Annotated in this window: 21 protein-coding genes; 15 read left to right on the forward strand and 6 right to left on the reverse strand. The window is 44.8% G+C overall.

Annotation, left to right across the window (positions count from 1 at the left end; translation table 11 throughout):
- The first annotated feature begins 16 nt into the window (after positions 1 to 16).
- The 13 genes from BLS59_RS17255 to BLS59_RS17310 all read left to right on the forward strand — a co-directional run bounded on the left by BLS59_RS17255 (position 17) and on the right by BLS59_RS17310 (position 11,337).
- On the forward strand, positions 17 to 538 hold the full coding sequence (locus tag BLS59_RS17255; protein WP_091150887.1) for a hypothetical protein: 522 nt from the start codon (positions 17 to 19) through the stop codon (positions 536 to 538).
- Between the two features lie 120 nt (positions 539 to 658).
- Positions 659 to 1,555, forward strand: coding sequence for an ATP-binding cassette domain-containing protein (locus tag BLS59_RS17260; RefSeq protein ID WP_205411295.1), 897 nt, complete (start codon positions 659 to 661; stop codon positions 1,553 to 1,555).
- Positions 1,556 to 1,564: 9 nt separating this feature from the next.
- A complete protein-coding gene (locus tag BLS59_RS17265) occupies positions 1,565 to 2,335 on the forward strand; it encodes an ABC transporter permease (RefSeq protein WP_091150890.1) in 771 nt (256 codons plus the stop codon).
- Positions 2,335 to 3,402, forward strand: a complete 1,068-nt coding sequence (locus tag BLS59_RS17270) for a sensor histidine kinase (RefSeq protein ID WP_091150892.1) — start codon at positions 2,335 to 2,337, stop codon at positions 3,400 to 3,402. Before BLS59_RS17265 ends, BLS59_RS17270 begins: the two co-directional genes overlap by 1 nt.
- Positions 3,399 to 4,070 (forward strand): LytR/AlgR family response regulator transcription factor, encoded by a 672-nt coding sequence (locus BLS59_RS17275; RefSeq protein ID WP_091150893.1) that lies wholly within the window; start codon positions 3,399 to 3,401, stop codon positions 4,068 to 4,070. The genes BLS59_RS17270 and BLS59_RS17275 overlap by 4 nt, the downstream gene beginning before the upstream one ends.
- A 7-nt stretch (positions 4,071 to 4,077) precedes the next feature.
- A complete protein-coding gene (locus BLS59_RS17280; RefSeq protein WP_091150895.1) occupies positions 4,078 to 4,302 on the forward strand; it encodes a hypothetical protein in 225 nt (74 codons plus the stop codon).
- A 71-nt stretch (positions 4,303 to 4,373) separates the two neighbouring features.
- Complete coding sequence (locus BLS59_RS17285) at positions 4,374 to 4,985, forward strand: hypothetical protein (protein WP_091150897.1); 612 nt, start codon at positions 4,374 to 4,376, stop codon at positions 4,983 to 4,985.
- Positions 4,986 to 4,993: 8 nt separating this feature from the next.
- The gene (locus BLS59_RS17290; protein ID WP_091150899.1) at positions 4,994 to 5,155 is read left to right on the forward strand and encodes a helix-turn-helix domain-containing protein; all 162 of its coding nucleotides are present in this window, start codon (positions 4,994 to 4,996) and stop codon (positions 5,153 to 5,155) included.
- 66 nt (positions 5,156 to 5,221) lie between these two features.
- Complete coding sequence (locus BLS59_RS17295; protein WP_162842670.1) at positions 5,222 to 7,051, forward strand: M3 family metallopeptidase; 1,830 nt, start codon at positions 5,222 to 5,224, stop codon at positions 7,049 to 7,051.
- A 256-nt stretch (positions 7,052 to 7,307) separates the two neighbouring features.
- On the forward strand, positions 7,308 to 8,243 hold the full coding sequence (locus tag BLS59_RS17300; protein WP_162842671.1) for a serine hydrolase domain-containing protein: 936 nt from the start codon (positions 7,308 to 7,310) through the stop codon (positions 8,241 to 8,243).
- Between the two features lie 416 nt (positions 8,244 to 8,659).
- Positions 8,660 to 8,794, forward strand: coding sequence for a hypothetical protein (locus tag BLS59_RS32520; RefSeq protein WP_262492958.1), 135 nt, complete (start codon positions 8,660 to 8,662; stop codon positions 8,792 to 8,794).
- 42 nt (positions 8,795 to 8,836) lie between these two features.
- Positions 8,837 to 9,637: an AraC family transcriptional regulator gene (locus tag BLS59_RS17305; protein WP_091150904.1), complete on the forward strand. Its 801-nt coding sequence runs from the start codon at positions 8,837 to 8,839 to the stop codon at positions 9,635 to 9,637.
- 56 nt (positions 9,638 to 9,693) lie between these two features.
- A complete protein-coding gene (locus BLS59_RS17310) occupies positions 9,694 to 11,337 on the forward strand; it encodes a serine hydrolase domain-containing protein (RefSeq protein ID WP_091150906.1) in 1,644 nt (547 codons plus the stop codon).
- Between the two features lie 17 nt (positions 11,338 to 11,354).
- On the opposite strand, the gene BLS59_RS17315 is transcribed toward BLS59_RS17310, so the two are convergent.
- The 3 genes from BLS59_RS17315 to BLS59_RS17325 are packed head-to-tail and all read right to left on the reverse strand — an operon-like array spanning position 11,355 to position 12,949.
- Entirely contained in the window at positions 11,355 to 12,221 is an 867-nt protein-coding gene (locus BLS59_RS17315; protein ID WP_162842672.1) for a DUF4238 domain-containing protein, read from the reverse strand.
- On the reverse strand, positions 12,214 to 12,507 hold the full coding sequence (locus tag BLS59_RS17320; protein ID WP_091150909.1) for a hypothetical protein: 294 nt from the start codon (positions 12,505 to 12,507) through the stop codon (positions 12,214 to 12,216). Before BLS59_RS17320 ends, BLS59_RS17315 begins: the two co-directional genes overlap by 8 nt.
- 1 nt (position 12,508) lies before the next feature.
- On the reverse strand, positions 12,509 to 12,949 hold the full coding sequence (locus BLS59_RS17325) for a hypothetical protein (protein ID WP_091150911.1): 441 nt from the start codon (positions 12,947 to 12,949) through the stop codon (positions 12,509 to 12,511).
- 8 nt (positions 12,950 to 12,957) lie between these two features.
- On the opposite strand from BLS59_RS17325, the gene BLS59_RS17330 reads away from it, so the two are divergent.
- Positions 12,958 to 13,278: a hypothetical protein gene (locus tag BLS59_RS17330; protein ID WP_091150913.1), complete on the forward strand. Its 321-nt coding sequence runs from the start codon at positions 12,958 to 12,960 to the stop codon at positions 13,276 to 13,278.
- Positions 13,279 to 13,432: 154 nt separating this feature from the next.
- Entirely contained in the window at positions 13,433 to 14,032 is a 600-nt protein-coding gene (locus tag BLS59_RS17335) for a hypothetical protein (protein ID WP_091150915.1), read from the forward strand.
- Between the two features lie 35 nt (positions 14,033 to 14,067).
- On the opposite strand, the gene BLS59_RS17340 is transcribed toward BLS59_RS17335, so the two are convergent.
- From BLS59_RS17340 to BLS59_RS17350, 3 genes are all read right to left on the reverse strand, one after another.
- Complete coding sequence (locus BLS59_RS17340; RefSeq protein ID WP_091150916.1) at positions 14,068 to 17,007, reverse strand: hypothetical protein; 2,940 nt, start codon at positions 17,005 to 17,007, stop codon at positions 14,068 to 14,070.
- Entirely contained in the window at positions 16,994 to 17,905 is a 912-nt protein-coding gene (locus tag BLS59_RS17345) for a PIN domain-containing protein (protein WP_143014153.1), read from the reverse strand. Before BLS59_RS17345 ends, BLS59_RS17340 begins: the two co-directional genes overlap by 14 nt.
- Positions 17,906 to 18,045: 140 nt before the next feature.
- Complete coding sequence (locus BLS59_RS17350) at positions 18,046 to 18,909, reverse strand: hypothetical protein (protein ID WP_091150921.1); 864 nt, start codon at positions 18,907 to 18,909, stop codon at positions 18,046 to 18,048.
- Between the last annotated feature and the right edge of the window lie 4 nt (positions 18,910 to 18,913).

An 18,913-nucleotide genomic window follows, 5' to 3' on the forward strand; every position in this document is an offset into this window, starting at 1 on the left:
AATCATCTAAATATTTATGAAAAGAAAAGAATTGATTGCTCCCAAGATTGGAATATTTTGTTGCTTGTTATTTCTTGTCGTTGCTGTGGGCTTAGGTTTCGGATGCCGAAAAACATCGAAAGGAGATGCTTGTGATGGCATGCTTAGCGAAAGCACACCTGTTCAGATGGCGGTGATTTTCCTTGATGGCAAAACTGGTGAAAACGTATTGCTTTCTAAAAACATTAATCCCGCTACTGTAATGATAACACAATCTCCTGATAATGCAAATGCCATACATGGCATGATGATCAATCAGCCGGGATCACCTTTTCACGGCGCGCTGTTATTTAACGTTGCGGATACTGAAATGGGTGACTTCAGTTATAAGATCGATATAGGTTTTGATCGTGCAATATTGTCCTATACCAATCAGAAATTGAAAAGCGATAACCCCTGCAAGCCTTATTATATCAATTTAAGTAACCCGGTGATCACCGGTCATCCATTTACGATTTTGAGGCTGGGATCGCGGTTGCTTTTTAAAATTATGCTTTAATTCTGATCACATTCGCAGGAGAAAAATGGGATTTGGCAGATAAACATCCGGCGATCGTCTAAATACCTATGCTTTCGTAGGTTAAGCCGCTTTCTTTGTACGATGGAGCAATCATATATATTGGAAACACGTGCGCTGGGCCACCGATTTACAGACGGCGCAGCCGTATTAAACGATATCTGCCTTCAAGTACCCGAAAGATCGGTGTACGGGTTTCTTGGCGCAAACGGCGCAGGAAAAACAACCACGTTGCGCCTGGTACTTGGCCTGTTGGAAAAGCAACAGGGAGAGATTCTTCTGTTCGGCCAGCCATTCGGCCGTAATCGATTGCAGGCGCTGCAAAGAATTGGTGCGATGATCGAATCACCTTCACTATACGGCCATTTAACAGCAACGGAAAACTTGTTGGTGCTGCAAAAAATTTATGGTTGCCCGAAAGAAAGGATCGCATTGGTGCTGGAAATGGTCGGGCTGAGCGCAACAGGTAGCAAAAAAGCTGCCCGATTTTCTTTGGGAATGAAGCAGCGGCTGAGTATTGCGATGGCTTTGTTGCACGAACCGTCACTTTTGATCCTGGACGAGCCTACGAACGGGCTCGACCCCAATGGTATGATTGAAGTGCGTGAACTGCTGCTTTCGCTAAACCGAAAGCATGGTATTACAATCGTGATCTCCAGCCACCTGTTGGGGGAGATCGAAAAAATGGTGAGCCATGTGGGTATTATCCATAGCGGCAGCTTATTGTTCCAGGGGACGCTCGCCGAATTACAACAGCAGCGCAGTGCCGGTGGCCGGCTTAGCCTTTATACCGATGACCAGTCAAAAACGACCAGCGTGCTTCGGGCGATGAACATACAGGCGACGTTTGATGGCGGTAAGTTTACCATGCCTATGCCTCAGCAGGAAATGATTGCCGCCCTTGCTAAAGAACTAATAGGTTCCGGCGTAAGCTTATATGAACTCAGCCCGGCGGGCAATGACCTGGAGGCAATCTTTATGGATATGATCACACATTAAAAATATTTTATGATTCAGTTTGTACAAAGTTTTGAAAGCGAATGGCTGAAGCGCAAGCGTAGCCTCGCGTCCTGGCTGGTGATCTGCGGCGCGTTTTTTACGCCGCTGGTCATTACTGTCGCGAAGATTGTCCGGCATGGTGCGCTGGCCGCTTCCAGCCGTCTCCCAAATTATTGGGAGGCGCTCTGGAAGAGTTCCTGGGAGTCTATGGCCATTTTTTTGTTGCCGCTCGGTGCTATCCTGGCGAGCAGCCTAATCACGCAGCTGGAATTCAAAAACAACACTTGGAAACTATTACACACGACACCGCAGCGTTATGGAGTGATATTTTTAGCGAAGCTGTCGGTGATCCTGGTCATGATGCTGCAATTTTTAATCTTATTTAACATAGGTATTTATTTATCCGGCGTACTGCCAGGATTACTGTTTGGCGTAAGTTATCCTGCTGAACCAATCCCGGTGACATACTTCATGACAGAGAACGGTCGGTATTTCCTGGCATGCCTGCCTATAATCGCACTTCAATACCTCATCAGTTTGCAGTTTAAGAACTTTCTCGTGCCGGTAGGCATTGGCCTGGTGCTCTGGATCTTGTCGGTAGCAGTGCTAAGCTGGCCGTACGGGCACTGGATTCCCTATACTTATTGCAGTTTCAATTACTTAAAGGATGGACCGAAATTCACACACGCTTTCCCCCTGATCACCTTCGCACTTGGGTATTTTCTATTGTTTACGGTAACGGCATATATTTTATACCTTCAACGAAAAGAAAAGGGGTGATGAAAAAAACGGCTGTTTTACTGATTCATTCAGGATATTGGTTATTGTTCGGCACGTTGCTGCTTACATTTTTTTTCTTTGTTGTATTCGTTCCGGCGCATACGCACTTACCTGATTCAGCCCATCATAACGATAGCCTGCTTTCCTGGCTGCGTTTAATGTTTGGTTTCGCGGTCGTGCCCGGTTTATGCTCTTTTTATAGCTGTTATACTTTTCTATTTGGCCGGCTTTTAAGCAAGCAGAAATTTGTCCTTTTTCTTGGCGGTAGTTTTCTCTGCGCTTTAACAGGGTCGCTTATCGGCGCAGGACTGGAATCCCTGCCTTTTATGTTTGGACGAAGTTATCTTTTCAATGATGGTTACGCATCAGCTGTTATGGTGATCCTAATCATGACGGTTGTCGCATGGATCAACGGCATGATGGGGGCAGTTATTAAAGGCTGCCTTACCTGGTACCGCGATATTCGCTTAAAAGAAGAATTACACCGCAAAAACATCGAAACCGAACTGGCACTGGTCAAATCGCAGATCGACCCGCATTTTCTGTTTAATACGATCAATAATATTGATGTATTGATCAGCAGGGATGCTGCTGCGGCATCTGTCTACCTGAATAAATTATCGGGTATCATGCGTTTCCTCCTGTACGAAACCAAGAGTGAACACATCAGTCTGGAGCGCGAGCTCGATCATTTGCAGCAGTACATCGATCTGCAGCGGATCAGGACAAGCAATGCGGATTATGTTGATTTCGAGGTTAGCGGGATGTACACAGGACAATCCATCGCCCCCATGGTCTTGCTGCCTTTTATCGAAAATGCCTTTAAGCACACGGAAGCCCGTAAAACAGATAGCCGGATCAGTATCTCTCTGCAATTGAGTAAAGAGCAGCTCACCTTTATATGTACGAATTCTTTGTACGCTGTTAAAAAGCCCCGCGACGTAAATTGTGGCCTCGGAAATGAACTCATCCGAAAGCGGCTGGATCTGCTTTATCCTGCGGCGCATACGCTTTCAATCAGTGAGGAATTCGGCCTCTACCGCGTTAAACTTGAGCTACAATTATGAGATACATTATTATAGAGGATGAGCCTTTGGCCGCGGCCAGGGTGAGAGAGTTTGCTGATAAGCTAACTTACCTGACATTTTGCGGCGTATTTGAAAATGCGTTTTCCGCGATGGCTTACCTGAAGAATAACGCAGTGAGCCTGATTTTCCTGGACATCAATATCGGGCAGGTCTCTGGTATTCAGTTCCTGGAAATGGCCAAACCTGATTGTGAAGTAATCATTCTGACGGCTTACCAGGAATATGCACTAAAGGGATTCGAGATGCAGGTGGCTGATTATTTGCTAAAGCCTTTTACATTTGAGCGCTTTTGCCAGGCAACCGAAAGGGTGCGCGGCTTGCAAGAGAAACCGGAGTTGGAAAAGGCATTTATTTTCGTCAAAACCCAATACCGGCTGGAAAAAGTAATGCTAAGCGAGCTATTGTATGTTGAGGGCGCAAGGGATTACCGGAGGCTGCATATAGGCAAACAGGAATTAATGACGCTCGAAACTTTCGGGGAACTACAAGAGAAACTTCCCGGGTCAAGGTTTATCCGCGTCCACAAATCCTACCTGGTGGCATTAGATAAGATCCATTCGCTGGAACGGGACTTTATTCGGATCAACAATGAGATGATCCCAGTATCTGCAACCTATAGAAAAGTACTGCTTGAAAAGATAAAATAATATCAAGGTGACTTACGAGCGCTTAAAATTCATTTTTGACACTTACTTTGCCGGTGGCCTTATTGAGCCAGAGGCTCAGGAGTTGATGGCTTATATCAACAACTCGGCAGATGCGGAACTAGAAGCGATTTTAAAGCAAAACTGGGAAAATCCGGATATAATAGCCGTCTTTACAAAAGATCAAAGTGAACGGATCTTAAAAAGAATATTAAACAAACCCAAACCAAAGTAAACAGAGGGTAATATAGTCCTTTCCATCGCGGTTTCATCGGAATACGGGTTCAATGGCTTACATTTACCATAATGGATGAAGATGGGCGTATATTTTTGGGACTTGCCCGCTCTGTAAAGATCGTGGACGGCTGTCATGTGATACCGACTACTTATACCGCAGAAAAAGAATTGGAAGAATGGCATTGCCACGAGGAAGCCAGCGTCAGCTTGTTGCTTAAAGGCACCCATGATGAATACTTATATGGCAAACACTTTAAACGCATTCCCGGCGACCTTAAGTTTATCCCCGCAGGTGAATTCCATCGATGTGACCGTTACGAATCTGGCACGCTCAAGATTAATATTTCTCTCAGGCCGGGCCTTGTAAACGCCATCGGTGCCGATCACCTTGACAATTTGTTCGCAACAAAAGTGGATCTGAAATTTAGTTTGATCAAACTTTACCATGAACTGGAAGACAGCAGTAATTATGCGGAGGCTTCGGCGCAGATGCTTTTGACAGGTTTGCTTTATCCGCAGCGCAAAAAAAATCAAAAGGTCCCTCTATGGGTAAACCGGCTGAAAGAACTTTTGCAGGATGAATGGTCTAACGATATTGATCTCGACGGACTTTCCAGGGAGGTAGGTGTGCATCCCGTTACAATTTCCCGCTATTTTCGAAATATTTTTCCAGCACATTAAGCGAATATATGCGCAAAATAAAGATCGAACATTCTTTGGCTTTATTGAACGACGGCAGCATACCGCTGAACGAGGTCGCTTATCGCTGCGGTTTTGCTGATCACGCACATTTCACCCGTACTTTTAAAGCCGTCACCGGTTACCTGCCCAAACAATTCCGGAAGATTTAAACAGGTTAATCCTGTTCTATTTAGTGTCGTCTGGTCTGTTTACCTTGCCACATGATCATCTTAATTATGTTCCGAACCCGAAATTTCCCTTTAGTTATTATACTTATAAGCCTTTACTTGACCGGTAAGGCGCAAACTTTTGACCCTTTCGATGGCCATGGCGCAGAATTCACAGTAAAGTTGGAGCGTTATTTCCCTTCTCCCGGTGTGGAACAAGCTGGGCGGAAGCGACTAGCGGATAGCGTCCATATCTTCATTAAGGGAAAGCCATGGACGTTAAGTAACGTGGGCGTCCGATTAAATGCCTGTGAAAAATTCCTGGTTTCCCTAAACCGCCATTACGCTTATTTCCAGCTCTTAGCTTATAAAAATAAGCTGGACACGACTGCGCGTTCCGCCAAACAACACATCAGTGAACTGATCGATGCGTTGGATACCCGTACTAATCAGGAGCTGCGAAGACCGCGGTTCGCCTCGTTAGCAAAAAAGAATGGTTATCCTTATCAGTACCTCATCAGGCAGGTAATGCTGAAAGCGGCCCATGAGCTAAGTCCGGCCGATGTGGCGGTAGCGGCTCAACTGAACGATCCCTTTCTGGAACGGTTGACTACGCGCTATGATAACCTGATGGACGCCATCAGCCCAGTTCCGGGCCGAGGTGCTATAATGCAAAATAAAGATCCGTCTGTGCGAGCGAGCGGTATGCGGAAGTTTTACAGCGTGTATGACCAGCACGCGGAGATACTGGCGGCTACGCTGATCGATATTACCGCCCAAAGTAATGCTTACGCGAAACTGCGGGTTTTTAAAAGCGCGCCGGAAGCAGTGTACGCCCGCCGCCTGCAATTGCCGGAAGACAGTGTGCGGTCCATGCTGAAACACATGACGGCACTTAACAGCGTTTTAAAGGCTTATCAGCAAGTTCAGGCAGATCAGGTAAAATTAAAGTACGGTCTGGATACGGCACACAGTTGGGATATGAACCTGCCATCGGGTTACAGCTTTAAGCCAATGACATATGCAGAAGTCAGGAAATTAATTGATCAGGCTTTTAAGCCTTTGGGAAAGGCCTACCAGCGTTCCTTCGCCTGGCTGTTGGAACCGGCCAATGGCGCTTTGGACATCGCCGCCGGGCCTAACCGCATCACTGAAAATACTTCGGTCGGTTATCCTGGCGTACCCACCACCCTGTATATGAAAAGCTATCAGGGCATGCTTGGGGATATCCTGCGGTTGTCACACGAAGGCGGCCACGCGATCCATGCCCAAATGATGAGCGAACACCTTTCGGTTCCCTCTTATTCGTCAGGCCCCGGCTTTCTTTTCGAAGCTTATGCTATGCTTAACGAATTGCTGGTGCTGGATGCACTTAAAAAGCAGGCGGCGACAACGGAGGCCAAAGCCTTTTATACCAAAGCCTTGCTGGATAAACTATCGTTGGAAATATTTACAGCGGCAGAAGAAGGCAGCTTCGAACAGGCGCTTTATGACGGAACTGCGGCCGGCCGTGTTCGCGACCGGAAAGATGTAGACAGCCTGTACAGCGGGATCATGCAGCAATATGATCTTTTCTTTACCTCAGAACCTGAACGTAAAAGCGAGTGGATTAATAAACGCCTGCTGTTCGATGATCCCTTGTACAATATTAATTACTTGTATGCGATGCTGCTGTCCTGCCGGCTTTACCAGCAGGCACATGACGATCCGGCTGACTTTGCTCGTCGCTATGGAGAATTGCTAAAGAATGGCTTCGATGCATCGGCCAATGACCTGATTAAAAAATATATGGACTTTGGCTTGGAAAATGAATCACTGCTTCAAAGTACCATCATGTTGATGCAAGCGCAGACCGATGAGCTAAAGGGTTATTATCAAATCCTTAAAAGGACTAGGTAGCAAATACAGAAAATGGCGTGTTCCATACCTAGAAACAGCTGTAAAGACTAATTGTGCGGTATCGCTAATACAAGTTACTATATTCGTTTTTTAAATGCTGATCATGTTTAAATCCAGGTTTTTTTGTTTGTTGTTGTTTTGCTTTTGCCAAGTGGCTTGCCCGTTGTACGCACAGTCGGTTCGGCCAAAATCGAAATCATTTGCCGGGTTAACGAGTGCTATCGAGCAACAATATGGAGGCGTACATAGTATTCTAATGGCTAAAAGCGGGAAAATGCTTTACGAGCATTACTTCAACGGCTTTGGGGCCGACTCCTTGCATGATACCCGCTCTTCATTTAAGTCTATTACCAGTTTGCTGATCGGAATCGCCATCGACAGGGGGTTGATCAAGAATGTAAACGAAAAGGTTTCGAATTTCTTCCCCAAAGAAAAATCGTTTGCAACCGACACATTAAAAAGAAGGTTGACCATAAAGGACCTGCTGGAAATGCGATCAGGCTTTGACTGCGACGAATGGAATGATGGGAAAGATTGCGAAACCGAGATGACTAAAACCGCTGATTGGGTAAAATTCAGCCTGGCTCTACCCATGAAAAACGCACCGGGAAAAGTTTGGGCGTATACCTCCTGCGATCCGATGATCATTAGCGGAATTATAAAAAAGGTTTCAGGAATGAGCATTATGGATTTCGCCGCCAGGTATTTGTTCACCCCTATGGGTATTACTAATTATCGCTGGACCGTTGACCCGGAAGGTCAAGGTATGACGGCGGGCTCATTTTATATCCTGCCGTCGGATATGGCGAAGATCGGCAGCTTAGTACTGAATAATGGTCGCTGGAAAGGTAAGCAGGTTGTATCAAAGCGTTGGATTTTGGTATCGACTAAAGCGACAATACCAATACCTGACTTTTCTTTTGTGAGAATTAGCAGGTCAAAGAATGCCATACCGCAACCTACGTTTTACGGATTTTATTGGTACAATGAGAATTTAACCCTCAATGGCCAAAACTTCCCCATGGTGATTGCCTCGGGCAACGGCGGACAGTATATCATTGTCATTAAGAAACTGGACATGGTTGTTGTTTTCACGCAAGGAAATTTTGGAACCTGGAAGGCAAAGCAGGCATTCGATATCCTGGCGAAATTTATCATCCCTTCGATTGGCAATGGCAGCCGAGCTAATTGAGCGAAACAAAGGTGGGCGTCGCTCGCGAGTAAGACCTGGCAGGTCCTCGAATGTGACTATTTTATCTATGGCATAATAGGCAAAGGTCTTCCTTCCGAAGGATACCGGGTTTGAAGTTTTACTGGACCTTTGGCCGCAAAACGCTCTACTATCTTTCTGGCCGCTGCCGGCGTTTTACCCAGGTTTGCAACCAACTTTTCTTTGAGTTCATCGCCTAATAAATGCTGTTATGCCTGGAAAGAGCGTAAGCAAGTGTTTATCTGGATTTAGTTGATTTAATTTTGACACACTGCCCTTATATTATTTTAATTTCTACACGTATATAACTTGCTATATAAAGCTAATGATAATTATTAATGTATTTCTGTTCATTATACTTGTTTGTTCATGATTCATGAACACTACTATTGTTGAACATGAAAGAAGCAGAAATTCTAAATCATGCCATCAGCAACTTCAAACTGATTACCGGAGTTAAAAACTACAGCATCAGAAGACCGCAAGACAGCGCTTCTCTTGAAGCCAGAATTAAGATAACGCTGGCTAAATGAAAAAGCAGGAAACGTATTCATTTGGTTTTGTACATTTACACAATGCTGGCTTTAACGAAAGGAAAATATTTGGGGGCAGTAAGCCGTAACGTCGCTGCTAACGGGGTATTGATTGGCATGACCGAATACCAGGCCGGGCATGATTTCAGCCCGATGCATTACCATGAAAACCCCCATTTAAGCCTGGTGCTCAAGGGCACGATGTCGGTTCGCCGTAAGGGTTTTGGTGAAACCGTTCAGGCGGTGGAATCCTGCTCATTTATGCGTGCAGGGGAAGTCCATCAAAACTTCCTGCATAGCGCGTATGGACGAAATATGAACCTGGAATTGGAGCCTGAATTCTTTCGCACTTACGATATCAACGAATCACAGGTGACGCCGCAGTTGGTTAAAGATCACCCGGAATCTACGCTTTTAATGCTGCGGTTGTATAAGGAACTGATGATCGGCGATGACTCGCTCAGCGACCAGGTCCACATAATGTTATTGTCCCTGGCAGACGACTGGCAGCATAGCAGCCGCAGTCAGGCTCCGCACTGGGTTGGCCAGGTGCGTGAACTGCTGCATGACAACTGGAATAAAACGGTGACACTGCTAGACATGGCTCAGGCTGCGAACGTCCACCCGGTAACCGTATCCAGGTACTTTACACGCTATTTCGGTACCGGTTTCGGTGCATACCGCCGCAAGCTAAAAGTGGAGCGCGCGGCGGCAATGATCAGTTCATCCGGGCGCTCTTTAACGGAGGTCAGCTTTGCCTGTGGTTTTTATGATCAGAGCCATTTTATACGGGCCTTTAAATCACTGACACATATGTTGCCTTATGAATTGCGCAGCGTGTAATTTCCCGCGCTAATTCTGTCCTATTTGATAACAATTTATCCGGTTAATTTTGCGCTATGAAAAGATTTCTGATCGTGCTCATGCTAGTCCCGGTGATAACCAGGGCGCAGCAGCTGCCGGATTCACTAATTAGTAAGATAGACGTTGTACTTTCCCGTTGGAAAAGTACCGGGCCGGGCTGCGCAGTGTCCGTGGTTATGGGCGATCACATTGTTTATAGCAAGGGATTTGGCCTGGCGAATGTAGAATATAATATCCCCGTCACACCGGAAACGGTGTTTACCCTGGCCTCGGTATCCAAAGAGTTCACCGGCTATGCTATAACCCTGCTGGTTAAGCAAGGAAAAGTATCCCTTGATGATGATATCCGCAAATACCTGCCCTGGCTGTCTGAATTCAAACACAAAATTACCGTAGCGAACCTGCTACACCACACCAGCGGCTTACGTGACCATCTGTACCTGTTAAATTTCACTGGTTTTCCAATGGATGGTATCCTTACCCAGGAATACGCGCTGAACATCATCAAAAAGGAAAAGACCCTGGACTTTTTACCGGGAGAAAAATTCTATTACTGCAATGCCAATTACGTTCTGCTGGCGGAGATCATTGAGCGAGCGAGCGGGAAAAGTTTTGCTGCTTTCGCAGATTCCGCGATTTTTAGGCCACTGGGCATGCACCATACGAGGATCCAGCAGAATCCCTTCGAGGTCATCAAAGATCACGCGGCATCATATAGTGATGATCAGGGGCATGTCACCACTTTTCCATTAATTCATTATGAACATGGTGACGGTGGCGTTTTGAGTTCTGCAAACGACCTGGCTAAATGGACTGGGAACTTTTATCGCCCCAAAGCTGGGAACTTGTCGGATATAGCTAACTATACTGCGCTGGGGCAGCTCAACAATGGTAAGCGCACGGAATACGGCTCGGGTGTTTTTGCCAATATCCATCGGGGACAAAAGCGGCTGATGCATAAGGGCGGTATAGCAGGTTACAAAAATTTTATAGCTGTATATCCGGAATTGAAGATCGGTATTGTTGTGCTCACCAATGCCGATGACGGGCCGAAAACAACGGCAACGATGGAAGATCTGGCTGCCCTGCTGGTTCCTGAAGGAAAACTGACTGATCCCGCGCAGGAGCCATTGATACCAGTAGCGATGATAGATAGTGCTGCAGTTAAGACATTTACTGGTGAATACGTGGCCCATAACGGTGAAAAGATCCATTTCAAATGGAAGAAAGGCAAGCTTTTCTTAGACGGTATTTCGCTTAGCCCGGCAAAAGGGAACGTATGGTACGCAGAAAATTACCCCGCCATACGCTATCGTTTCGGCGGCGCTGTAAATCCCTTACAGGTAGAAACCCCGGGGCCAAATCCTCCGGTCGGCTATCATAAAATAAAGACAAGCCCCAAAGCACTATCCGCTTTGAAGGCTTATTGCGGGACTTATACGACAGATGAAGTTGATTATTCCTTTACGATAAGCATAAAGAAAGGAAAGTTGGTATTAACAAATCACCGCCACGGACAGACTCCTGTTACGCTTTATGGTGCGGATGACCTTTATCCCGGGTTTTATTTTATCGATCACCTCGTCGCCGTGCGGAATAAAAAGGGATACCTTACCGGGCTCGAACTGGCGCAGGGCGTTACATCAGGTTTGATCTTTCACAAAGCAACCGTCAAATAGATCCGGGAGCTGCGCTATCAATTGCTTGTCAGACTTTCAAAAATAAAACTCCTGAGTTCATCTATAGTATTAAAGCTTTGCCGATAAGCCTCTTTAAGCCATAGCAGGTATTCCTTGTCCACACAGCAAACATATTCCCTGGCCTGCATCAGCTGGAGCATATCAATATAGAATTTGATGTTCGGCGCGAATACTTCTTTCATGTTCCTGATGCGGAAAAGTACTTTATTCGGGGCCAGTGGAAAGATCATATCGTCCAGAAAAGGCTCGGTGTTTTCCGGATGGCGCAAAATGACCGGGTTGTCGCCGCAAATGGATGGAAAAGTCCCCGGAAAGGTTTTAACCGTTGCCGTCCATTTGCAATCCAACAGGTTCCAGTAAGTCGTTGCGGGTATAACATTCCTGAGCCGTTGGAAATAGGATGGATCGGCCCTGACAGCGTCTGCAAATTTCTCTGGATCAAGCGGCCGCATAGTCTTTTTATCGATGACGGCGACGCCAAGCTGGTTCAGTTGATGGATATCGGTTGTAGCATTGATGACATCGCGCTGCGAAGGTACCCGCCAGAACAATTCACCCGCGAAATAATTCAGCAACACAGCATCCTGTTGATCCAGGCCGAAGCCCTGGTCGACCGCCTTGATCTTGTCCAGTATCCGGGCATAACGACTTTCCATCCCGCTGTAAAGTTCCTCCAGATAGTCCTCCGGAACCCCGTCATTGTTGATCGTATTATTATCGGGCAAAAAGAAATGGCTGGCGGGCGAAAAGTACTGACCGTTCTTTTTGAACGCGCTTTGCCTGACTGTCCAGATCATAAATTGGCCCTGCGCGTTAGTAAAAGCTTTGAGGTAAAACTGCGGCAGGTAGTGATGCTTAGCCATGTAAAAAATAATCAACAAGTTCTGTCCATTCTTCCTCCAGCGAGACCTCCGGACGCCGCCGGCCGGCCCTTCGGTACCAATAATCGGCATTTCCTGTGTCCCCTTCCTTCCGGTGCAGGTAAGCATGTACCCAGGCTGATTCCTGGTCACTGAGCTGATCGACCTGGTGATGGGCAAAATCCCAGTTGCCTTTCGCATCATACCAAAGACTTTTCAACTGTACGGCAAGCCCGGTTTCAGGTTTGCTATTACTTAAAATCGTTTTAAATTCAGTTAGCGTTTGCATGCTATAGATCATTCAATTTTTTCTTTTCCTCATCCGAAAACTCGACATGCTTCGATAAGTCTTTCACCATTTTACGAGCAAATACTGCGCCCTTATCGTTACTTTTCATTACATCATCATCGCCAAGATCGGCATCCGGACCATAAATGGCCTGTTTCAGGTCCCGTCGCTGGTGGATTTCTTTGACTTTATCATCCACTTTCTCAACCATAGAATGATCAGGTGTACCGTTTTCGGCAAGGTCTTTAAAATCCTTGTAAGGTTGCAGGTTTACTTTCATTACCTTTTGCATAACCTCTCCCCATTGCAGGAGTTCTTCTACACTATAATCCGGGTTATTCTTTTTCGCCATGTATTGCACCATAGCCAGGTACTGCTCCGGCGAACCGCTGAAGCGTCGTCCAAGTCCCAGCAGCTTGCTGATAAAAGACAGGAATCCCATAGGCGTAAATGTTGATTAGTATAAAATTAGGAAATTTTTTTCTGCCTTTTTTTGGGAAGCTGCCGATGCCATCGGCATCGCGCTTTCCGCTGTATCTTTTTTTCCTGAAAAAGGATGCCGCTGCAATCGCTGTTTCGGCCATGCCTACCATTAGGTTTGCTATCGCGCACCAAAACGAAGGCTGCACAGCAAGCGCCAGCCCGCCGTTACCACTACACTGCCCAAACCGGTCCGTACCGCTGCGCTATACCAGCCGATTTTACGCGCCCACCGGCAGGCAGGCCCTTGCTTTTTCCCCTTCATCAACGGTTTGCTTATTGTATGATTAAACAAGCTTTCCTAACCATTTGAGTTTTTTAATAGCAAAGATAAAGCCCTTTGCGCAGCCGTCAAGGGTTTATGAAACCCGGCACCAGCCGGGCCCTTGACAGCCGCGCACCGTGCTTTTAAAATCCTTGCATTAAAAAACTAAAATGTAATGTTATGGAAAGCCTGGTATTAAATCTTCAATCAAAAAATCAAATCAAAGATTACATCGTAGATAATTACCTTATTCGATATGAGGCAGATATTTTCAACGAAATGTTGTCGGCCATAGAAAATGGGGCACAGGAACATCTTGATTGGTTCCGTAGTTTTGGTGATAGCTTGAGAGCGATTGCCATGAATTTGCACGCCTACCGCAAAGGTTTAGAGTTCGGCTTTACCGAAATTGCTTTTGACAAATATGGTTGGTTTAAGCGTCCGCAATGGCTTGACACCGAAGAACACGCTTTCGGCGATACGCGCCGCTACGGCAACCACAGCACTTTTACCATAGGACATGGGCCAAATGGGCTTTGGACTTATGCGATGAGTTATAGTTTTGGATGCGCCGGTGGCGGATACACGCTATCGGTTTATGATAAGAAATTCAACCACCGTGACCAGGCTTTTACTGCCGCATTAAATGATTTGAAAATGAAAATGACATCGAGAGTTGGTAGTACCGATACCACTAATGATAAACAACCAATAATATTGGCAACGCTTCGTGATATTGAAAAAGTAAAGATTGCTATGGTGCAATTATCATTGTTCTGATCATACTCAGATTGTTGCCAACCTTATAAACTAGCTTATAGGGAGTTATTAGCAAGATATAATTCTTTTAAATAATGGTGCCCGAGTATTACCAATTGGTTGATAATACCGTTTGCTGCATCCTTTTCGCCTGAATCGTAAAGCATCGTAAGCATTTTTTTCAAGACATCAGGCTGATAATGCGCGGTGTAATCCAGCTCACCGGCAATAATTGCGACAAATTTTTTCGAATCCGTATCTTCGTTTAGCCGGGTTAACTGTTTAATCATAAACTGGCCTCTGCCATATGTCGGATCTACAGATAATGTATTTATAATAAGCTTTGTGGTTTCTTGATCCAGTTTCGAAAGTACGGTAACAAAACGGATGATCCCTTTTAATGGTTCGCTGTCGCCCTCTGAACTTGTTCCGCTAAATAATTTCAATAAGTGTTTCCAGATTCGAATGATTTTATTTGTCAGTGCCTGGCGTTCCGTAGCTTCGAGGGCTACAATTGACGCAATCTGTGTATTCAAGAATTGCACCAGGGACGGTGTATACTGATTGGGATAACGGTTGATTAGTTTATACAGAAAGGTTTCTTTGTAATCGATATCATAATTCCAAAAGTAATAAGCTACAAAATGCCGTAGCAAGCCTTGGTGATAGTGTAGATCAATTAGGTTGTCATCCAGTGCCCGTTGATAATGCGGTTGCATGATCGGGTAAAAATCACCGGAGATTGGTTTGCCGAAAGCAACACCGGCCATAAAAGCCAACCATGGCAATTTTGGTAGTTGTTGATGAGCGACGATTTGAATTCGAAGCCACGAATCATCAAGGAACATAAATTGAGATAAATACATTCCCTGTAACGTGTAACCGTCTAAAACTTCCCGTCTTAAATTTTTTTCAAATGCTATTTTAAGCGCAGGTTCCCAATTTGAGCCGCCCACTGGGGCATTCCGATCTCTTGCCTCCTTCAACGCACAGTCGAGGATAGATCGCATTACCTTGCCTTGGGTGTGGTTCAAAGAATGCATTACAAAATCCGGTACCGCTTCAGTGCCGACGTTAGGACTGGGTTTTAAATCATTTGCAATGGTTATAACTATTTCTTTTGCTGCAAGAAGACCGTCGTCATCGAAGCCACCAACTTCCGCCCGTGTACCTTCTGAAATCAAATAGGCGACTTGCCCAAAAACCCAATCCTGGCTTGCCCGCGTTTCATGGGCAGTACCAAGTGAATCGTTTATAAAATCCTCACTTTTGATGTATTGGAGGCAGAAATGAAGTACCGGCAACCAATCAAATAAATGATTCGTTTTTAAAGCGTTTGTGAACCCCCAGATAATGTGGTATACATAGAAATAATCAACTCCTAAGAGTTTGTGCAATTCATGGATGAAATGCTCGGGGCATTGCTTTACTGCTTCTTGCAATTTTTCACCGAGGCCTTCAACCGTTGGATCTTCCCAGCGATCGCGGTCGCGGAAAGTCAATAGCATGTCCAAGAGGTCATCAATACTTAGCGCTAAAATTTCCTCGGGTGTATATGGTGATACCGAGCCGACTCTTACCAATACCTTGCCTTCTTCTGCATAATCTTTATCCGGTGTAATCTGCGCGGACAACGTTTCGAAACTTTCATTAAAAGCAATGTTCGACTTTAATCCTTGCAACCAACGGTGCCTCCATGCTTCAGGTGTTTGACCATTATGTCTTTCGCCGACCGGACCTTGCCGGATAATTTCTTTTAAATTAACAACGTCGGTTTCATCTAATTGCTCGCTGACGGATTCCAGTAGTTGGTAAAGCTCTTTATGATACAAGTGCTCTGAAAAGATTTGATGTTCATCAGTAGTACCGCTTATCTCCCAAAAGACCGTCTTCAAAGCGGACCAGTTCTTTGAGAAAACATAGAATAATATACGTTTAAAGAAAGGCAACTGGAAACGATTTTCCATCGCAAACATTCGTAATACGGGCAACGCTTCTGCTGATTTTTCTATTGCAAGATAAGATAACCATTCGACAAGGATATAGCTGAAAGTATGTAGCAGAGCATAACCACTTTCCGTTTCTTCTTCCAGGTCGCGGATGCCATAAAAACCCATAATGGATTCGAGATCATGCGTAAGAGTAAACTCAGCGTGCTCTATCGCCGCGGTTACCTCCGTTCCGGTTAAACCGGCGTCGCTGAAAAATTTCGTAAAATATAATTTCGGCCATAACGGGCCTTCGTCTGCATATTTTTCAACAACTCCATCCTGAAGATAATCCTCATTTTCATCAAACAGCACGACCTTTAAATTGCTTGATATGGGTATTAGGGAAAGATGATAGGTTTTATCATCTTGTTTAATGTCAAAATGCCGATGATGATCCCGTAATAAGATATTAACCTGGTCAGCCAATAGGTTTAGCGCGGATGTGCCAAGATATTGATTGACTTTTTCGAGGACTTTTAATTCCACAAAAGCGTTTTGCAGGTTATAAAGGTCGTAGGCCGTTTCATAGGTTCTGGTATCCTGCCGGTCAGCAGGATGATCCAAGATGGAAATGGCAAAAAGTTGGGTAAATATCATCAATGCCTTTTGGGTATCGTCTGGCTTACCGGTTAGAAATTTTGGGAGGAGATTTTCGGCGATTTCAGCAGTTTGAAGGCCTGTATCGAACTGGCTTTTTACCCACACGTGTTGAAATTCTATTAATTCAACGGGAATACGTTTGTTGGGAAGTTTGGACAAGATGCTTATCAGACGGTACCAGGAAATATAATTATCAACTGGTTTTTCTGAAGCGTTAATGATGATTGCTATAATTTCATCTATATAGTTTTGCGCATCACCATCGGCGATTTTTTGCGCAACTTTCTCGAGATAATCCAACGCTTCCCAACGGGGCGTGCTGAAGCCATTCTTCACTTTCACTGGCTGCGGATTTTTTTCCGGGGCAAAGTGACCATTGGATTTTAAATATTCAAACCATCCCATTTTCTGCCAGTTTTCTTAAAAAATATTTTTCATAGCCTTCATGTTGATTGAAGAGATAGCTCAACAAATGCTGATCTAATGCTGTTGGGGAACTCTTCGAGGCAATACGGTCGAGTTCTACGCAATTTGTTACGAAATCAGAATCAGGAATATCGATATCTTCATCATGAACTTTTCGCACCTTGGCGATCTTAGCTTTCTCATCCTGTTCCTTTTTTAGTTTCAGATAATCGAGGAAACTCGGCAGTAATTTTCGAAGCGTGCCGTCAAATAGCTTTCGGGCAAAATTCTTTTTATCGTTATCAAAGAAAATGTACTGTAAGCCTAAGCTGTTAAATTCGGGCTCCAGCAATTCATGTAAATGGTATCTATTTTTCGTGTCGCTAAAATCTTTATAATTAATGGTCGTGAAAATACAAGGCACGCCGACTTTATGCTTTAAGTGTTCAGTTAGGCTCAACAAATTGATCGTGTCACGATAACTATCCCCGGTATGATTAGGGGGTAAGCACTCTAAATTTCGCCTGGCCGCTTTAACGTATATATTTTCGTTTTCAACTGCAACCTCAGCCACAGATTTGAATAAAAAATCCAGCCTAGCTATGCGGTTATCTAAAGCTGATTCCACCAGGTCTGGCGAATAAATGGTATCGATTGGGGTTGTCGATGTGAATATTTCCGCTGAGTCTTTACTGATTGCTTTCAGCGCTTGCAGCAGGGTGCTTTTACTATTAACCTTATGCCGGTCCCATTCCCGTATCATATTTTGTGTCGTAATACAAGTCAGGTACTTATTATCCAGCCAATAAAAAAGTTCATCGAAATGGTTATACGGCGGATGGGTATCCACTTTCAGCAATTCTAACCAGACGCAGGTATCAATAGCGATATACATCATGTTGCTGAAAATATAAACAATGTAAATGAAAAAAACGAATAAATCCGGTATGTTCACCAATAGGGAGGATCAATCGCGGAACCAATTGTTTCTTGGCGCGAATGCTGTGTTGAATTTTTCGACCAGCATCTTGGCGAGGACTAAGCATCAGCAAAAAGATGTTTTTCGGTCCTGGCCATTACTTCTTCCATGTGCCCGAAATCGCAATACTTAGTAAAGCTGTTGATAAAACGGGTAAGTTTTATATCGTTTGCATCCACATCCGACTTTTGCAAATCTACATCAAAACCGAGAAGCGTATGAATACTGTAACGGGGTTGACCGTTTGGCCAGTTTACTTGCAAATGCGCCAGTGCATGCATCGTATTAAGTTCAATTTGGACGACGATTACATATCGTTTAATAATTTCTTTATTGACATATGGAATTCGGATCGTCAGGAATTCGCCATTTAATGGTTTTTCACCGGTGACATGATCCAACGCCCGTTTGAAATCACGAAGTTTTGATTTTGGTGTATCAGCCTGAAGGCTTTTTTTTGGGAATATTGAATGCACAATCTTCGAATCCCGGTAGAGTATCAGCACAAAATCTTTAGGTTCGTTCCCTGAGCGGGTAAAACGTTCCGATTTGCCGGTATACTTTATGAATAATGCCGCGTCGGGATGTTCTTTAGTGTCTATAATACTTTGCGCATAGACATCATCAGCTATTTGCCTCCAGTCAAAAATAGGAATACCAGAAGATTGGAAACGACTTGGATCGCCTAAAGCGCCATCGCCAAAGTAAAGATCGTTTGAATAATAACCATGCCTGCTCATTATATGCGCCCAGCCTGTATCCTGGTTGCCATGAATGTGAATTAAGCCACCATTCGAAATAGACAGGATTCCAAACCAATGCTTCTTAATAGAGGCCAAAACACCCATTTGCCAGATCGGGTCTTTAGCTTGCTCAATTATCCATTGGACGAGTTCAGGTGTTAGATATTGTTTTTGCGGCATAAGT

The sequence above is a fragment of the Mucilaginibacter pineti genome, from assembly GCF_900101875.1.
Lineage (GTDB): Bacteria > Bacteroidota > Bacteroidia > Sphingobacteriales > Sphingobacteriaceae > Mucilaginibacter > Mucilaginibacter pineti.

Excerpts from the sequence above, each read along its gene's own strand:
- BLS59_RS17295 (WP_162842670.1), top strand. The coding sequence starts at position 5,222 with ATGTTCCGAACCCGAAATTTCCCTTTAGTTATTATACTTATAAGCCTT.
- BLS59_RS17300 (WP_162842671.1), top strand. The coding sequence starts at position 7,308 with ATGGCTAAAAGCGGGAAAATGCTTTACGAGCATTACTTCAACGGCTTT.
- BLS59_RS17345 (WP_143014153.1), bottom strand. The coding sequence starts at position 17,905 with ATGATGTATATCGCTATTGATACCTGCGTCTGGTTAGAATTGCTGAAA.
- BLS59_RS17320 (WP_091150909.1), bottom strand. The coding sequence starts at position 12,507 with ATGCAAACGCTAACTGAATTTAAAACGATTTTAAGTAATAGCAAACCT.
- BLS59_RS17325 (WP_091150911.1), bottom strand. The coding sequence starts at position 12,949 with ATGGGATTCCTGTCTTTTATCAGCAAGCTGCTGGGACTTGGACGACGC.
- BLS59_RS17335 (WP_091150915.1), top strand. The coding sequence starts at position 13,433 with ATGGAAAGCCTGGTATTAAATCTTCAATCAAAAAATCAAATCAAAGAT.
- BLS59_RS17305 (WP_091150904.1), top strand. The coding sequence starts at position 8,837 with ATGCTGGCTTTAACGAAAGGAAAATATTTGGGGGCAGTAAGCCGTAAC.
- BLS59_RS17350 (WP_091150921.1), bottom strand. The coding sequence starts at position 18,909 with ATGCCGCAAAAACAATATCTAACACCTGAACTCGTCCAATGGATAATT.
- BLS59_RS17315 (WP_162842672.1), bottom strand. The coding sequence starts at position 12,221 with ATGGCTAAGCATCACTACCTGCCGCAGTTTTACCTCAAAGCTTTTACT.
- BLS59_RS17310 (WP_091150906.1), top strand. The coding sequence starts at position 9,694 with ATGAAAAGATTTCTGATCGTGCTCATGCTAGTCCCGGTGATAACCAGG.
- BLS59_RS17285 (WP_091150897.1), top strand. The coding sequence starts at position 4,374 with ATGGATGAAGATGGGCGTATATTTTTGGGACTTGCCCGCTCTGTAAAG.
- BLS59_RS17265 (WP_091150890.1), top strand. The coding sequence starts at position 1,565 with ATGATTCAGTTTGTACAAAGTTTTGAAAGCGAATGGCTGAAGCGCAAG.
- BLS59_RS17255 (WP_091150887.1), top strand. The coding sequence starts at position 17 with ATGAAAAGAAAAGAATTGATTGCTCCCAAGATTGGAATATTTTGTTGC.
- BLS59_RS17290 (WP_091150899.1), top strand. The coding sequence starts at position 4,994 with ATGCGCAAAATAAAGATCGAACATTCTTTGGCTTTATTGAACGACGGC.
- BLS59_RS17340 (WP_091150916.1), bottom strand. The coding sequence starts at position 17,007 with ATGGGATGGTTTGAATATTTAAAATCCAATGGTCACTTTGCCCCGGAA.
- BLS59_RS17270 (WP_091150892.1), top strand. The coding sequence starts at position 2,335 with ATGAAAAAAACGGCTGTTTTACTGATTCATTCAGGATATTGGTTATTG.
- BLS59_RS32520 (WP_262492958.1), top strand. The coding sequence starts at position 8,660 with ATGAAAGAAGCAGAAATTCTAAATCATGCCATCAGCAACTTCAAACTG.
- BLS59_RS17330 (WP_091150913.1), top strand. The coding sequence starts at position 12,958 with ATGTTGATTAGTATAAAATTAGGAAATTTTTTTCTGCCTTTTTTTGGG.
- BLS59_RS17275 (WP_091150893.1), top strand. The coding sequence starts at position 3,399 with ATGAGATACATTATTATAGAGGATGAGCCTTTGGCCGCGGCCAGGGTG.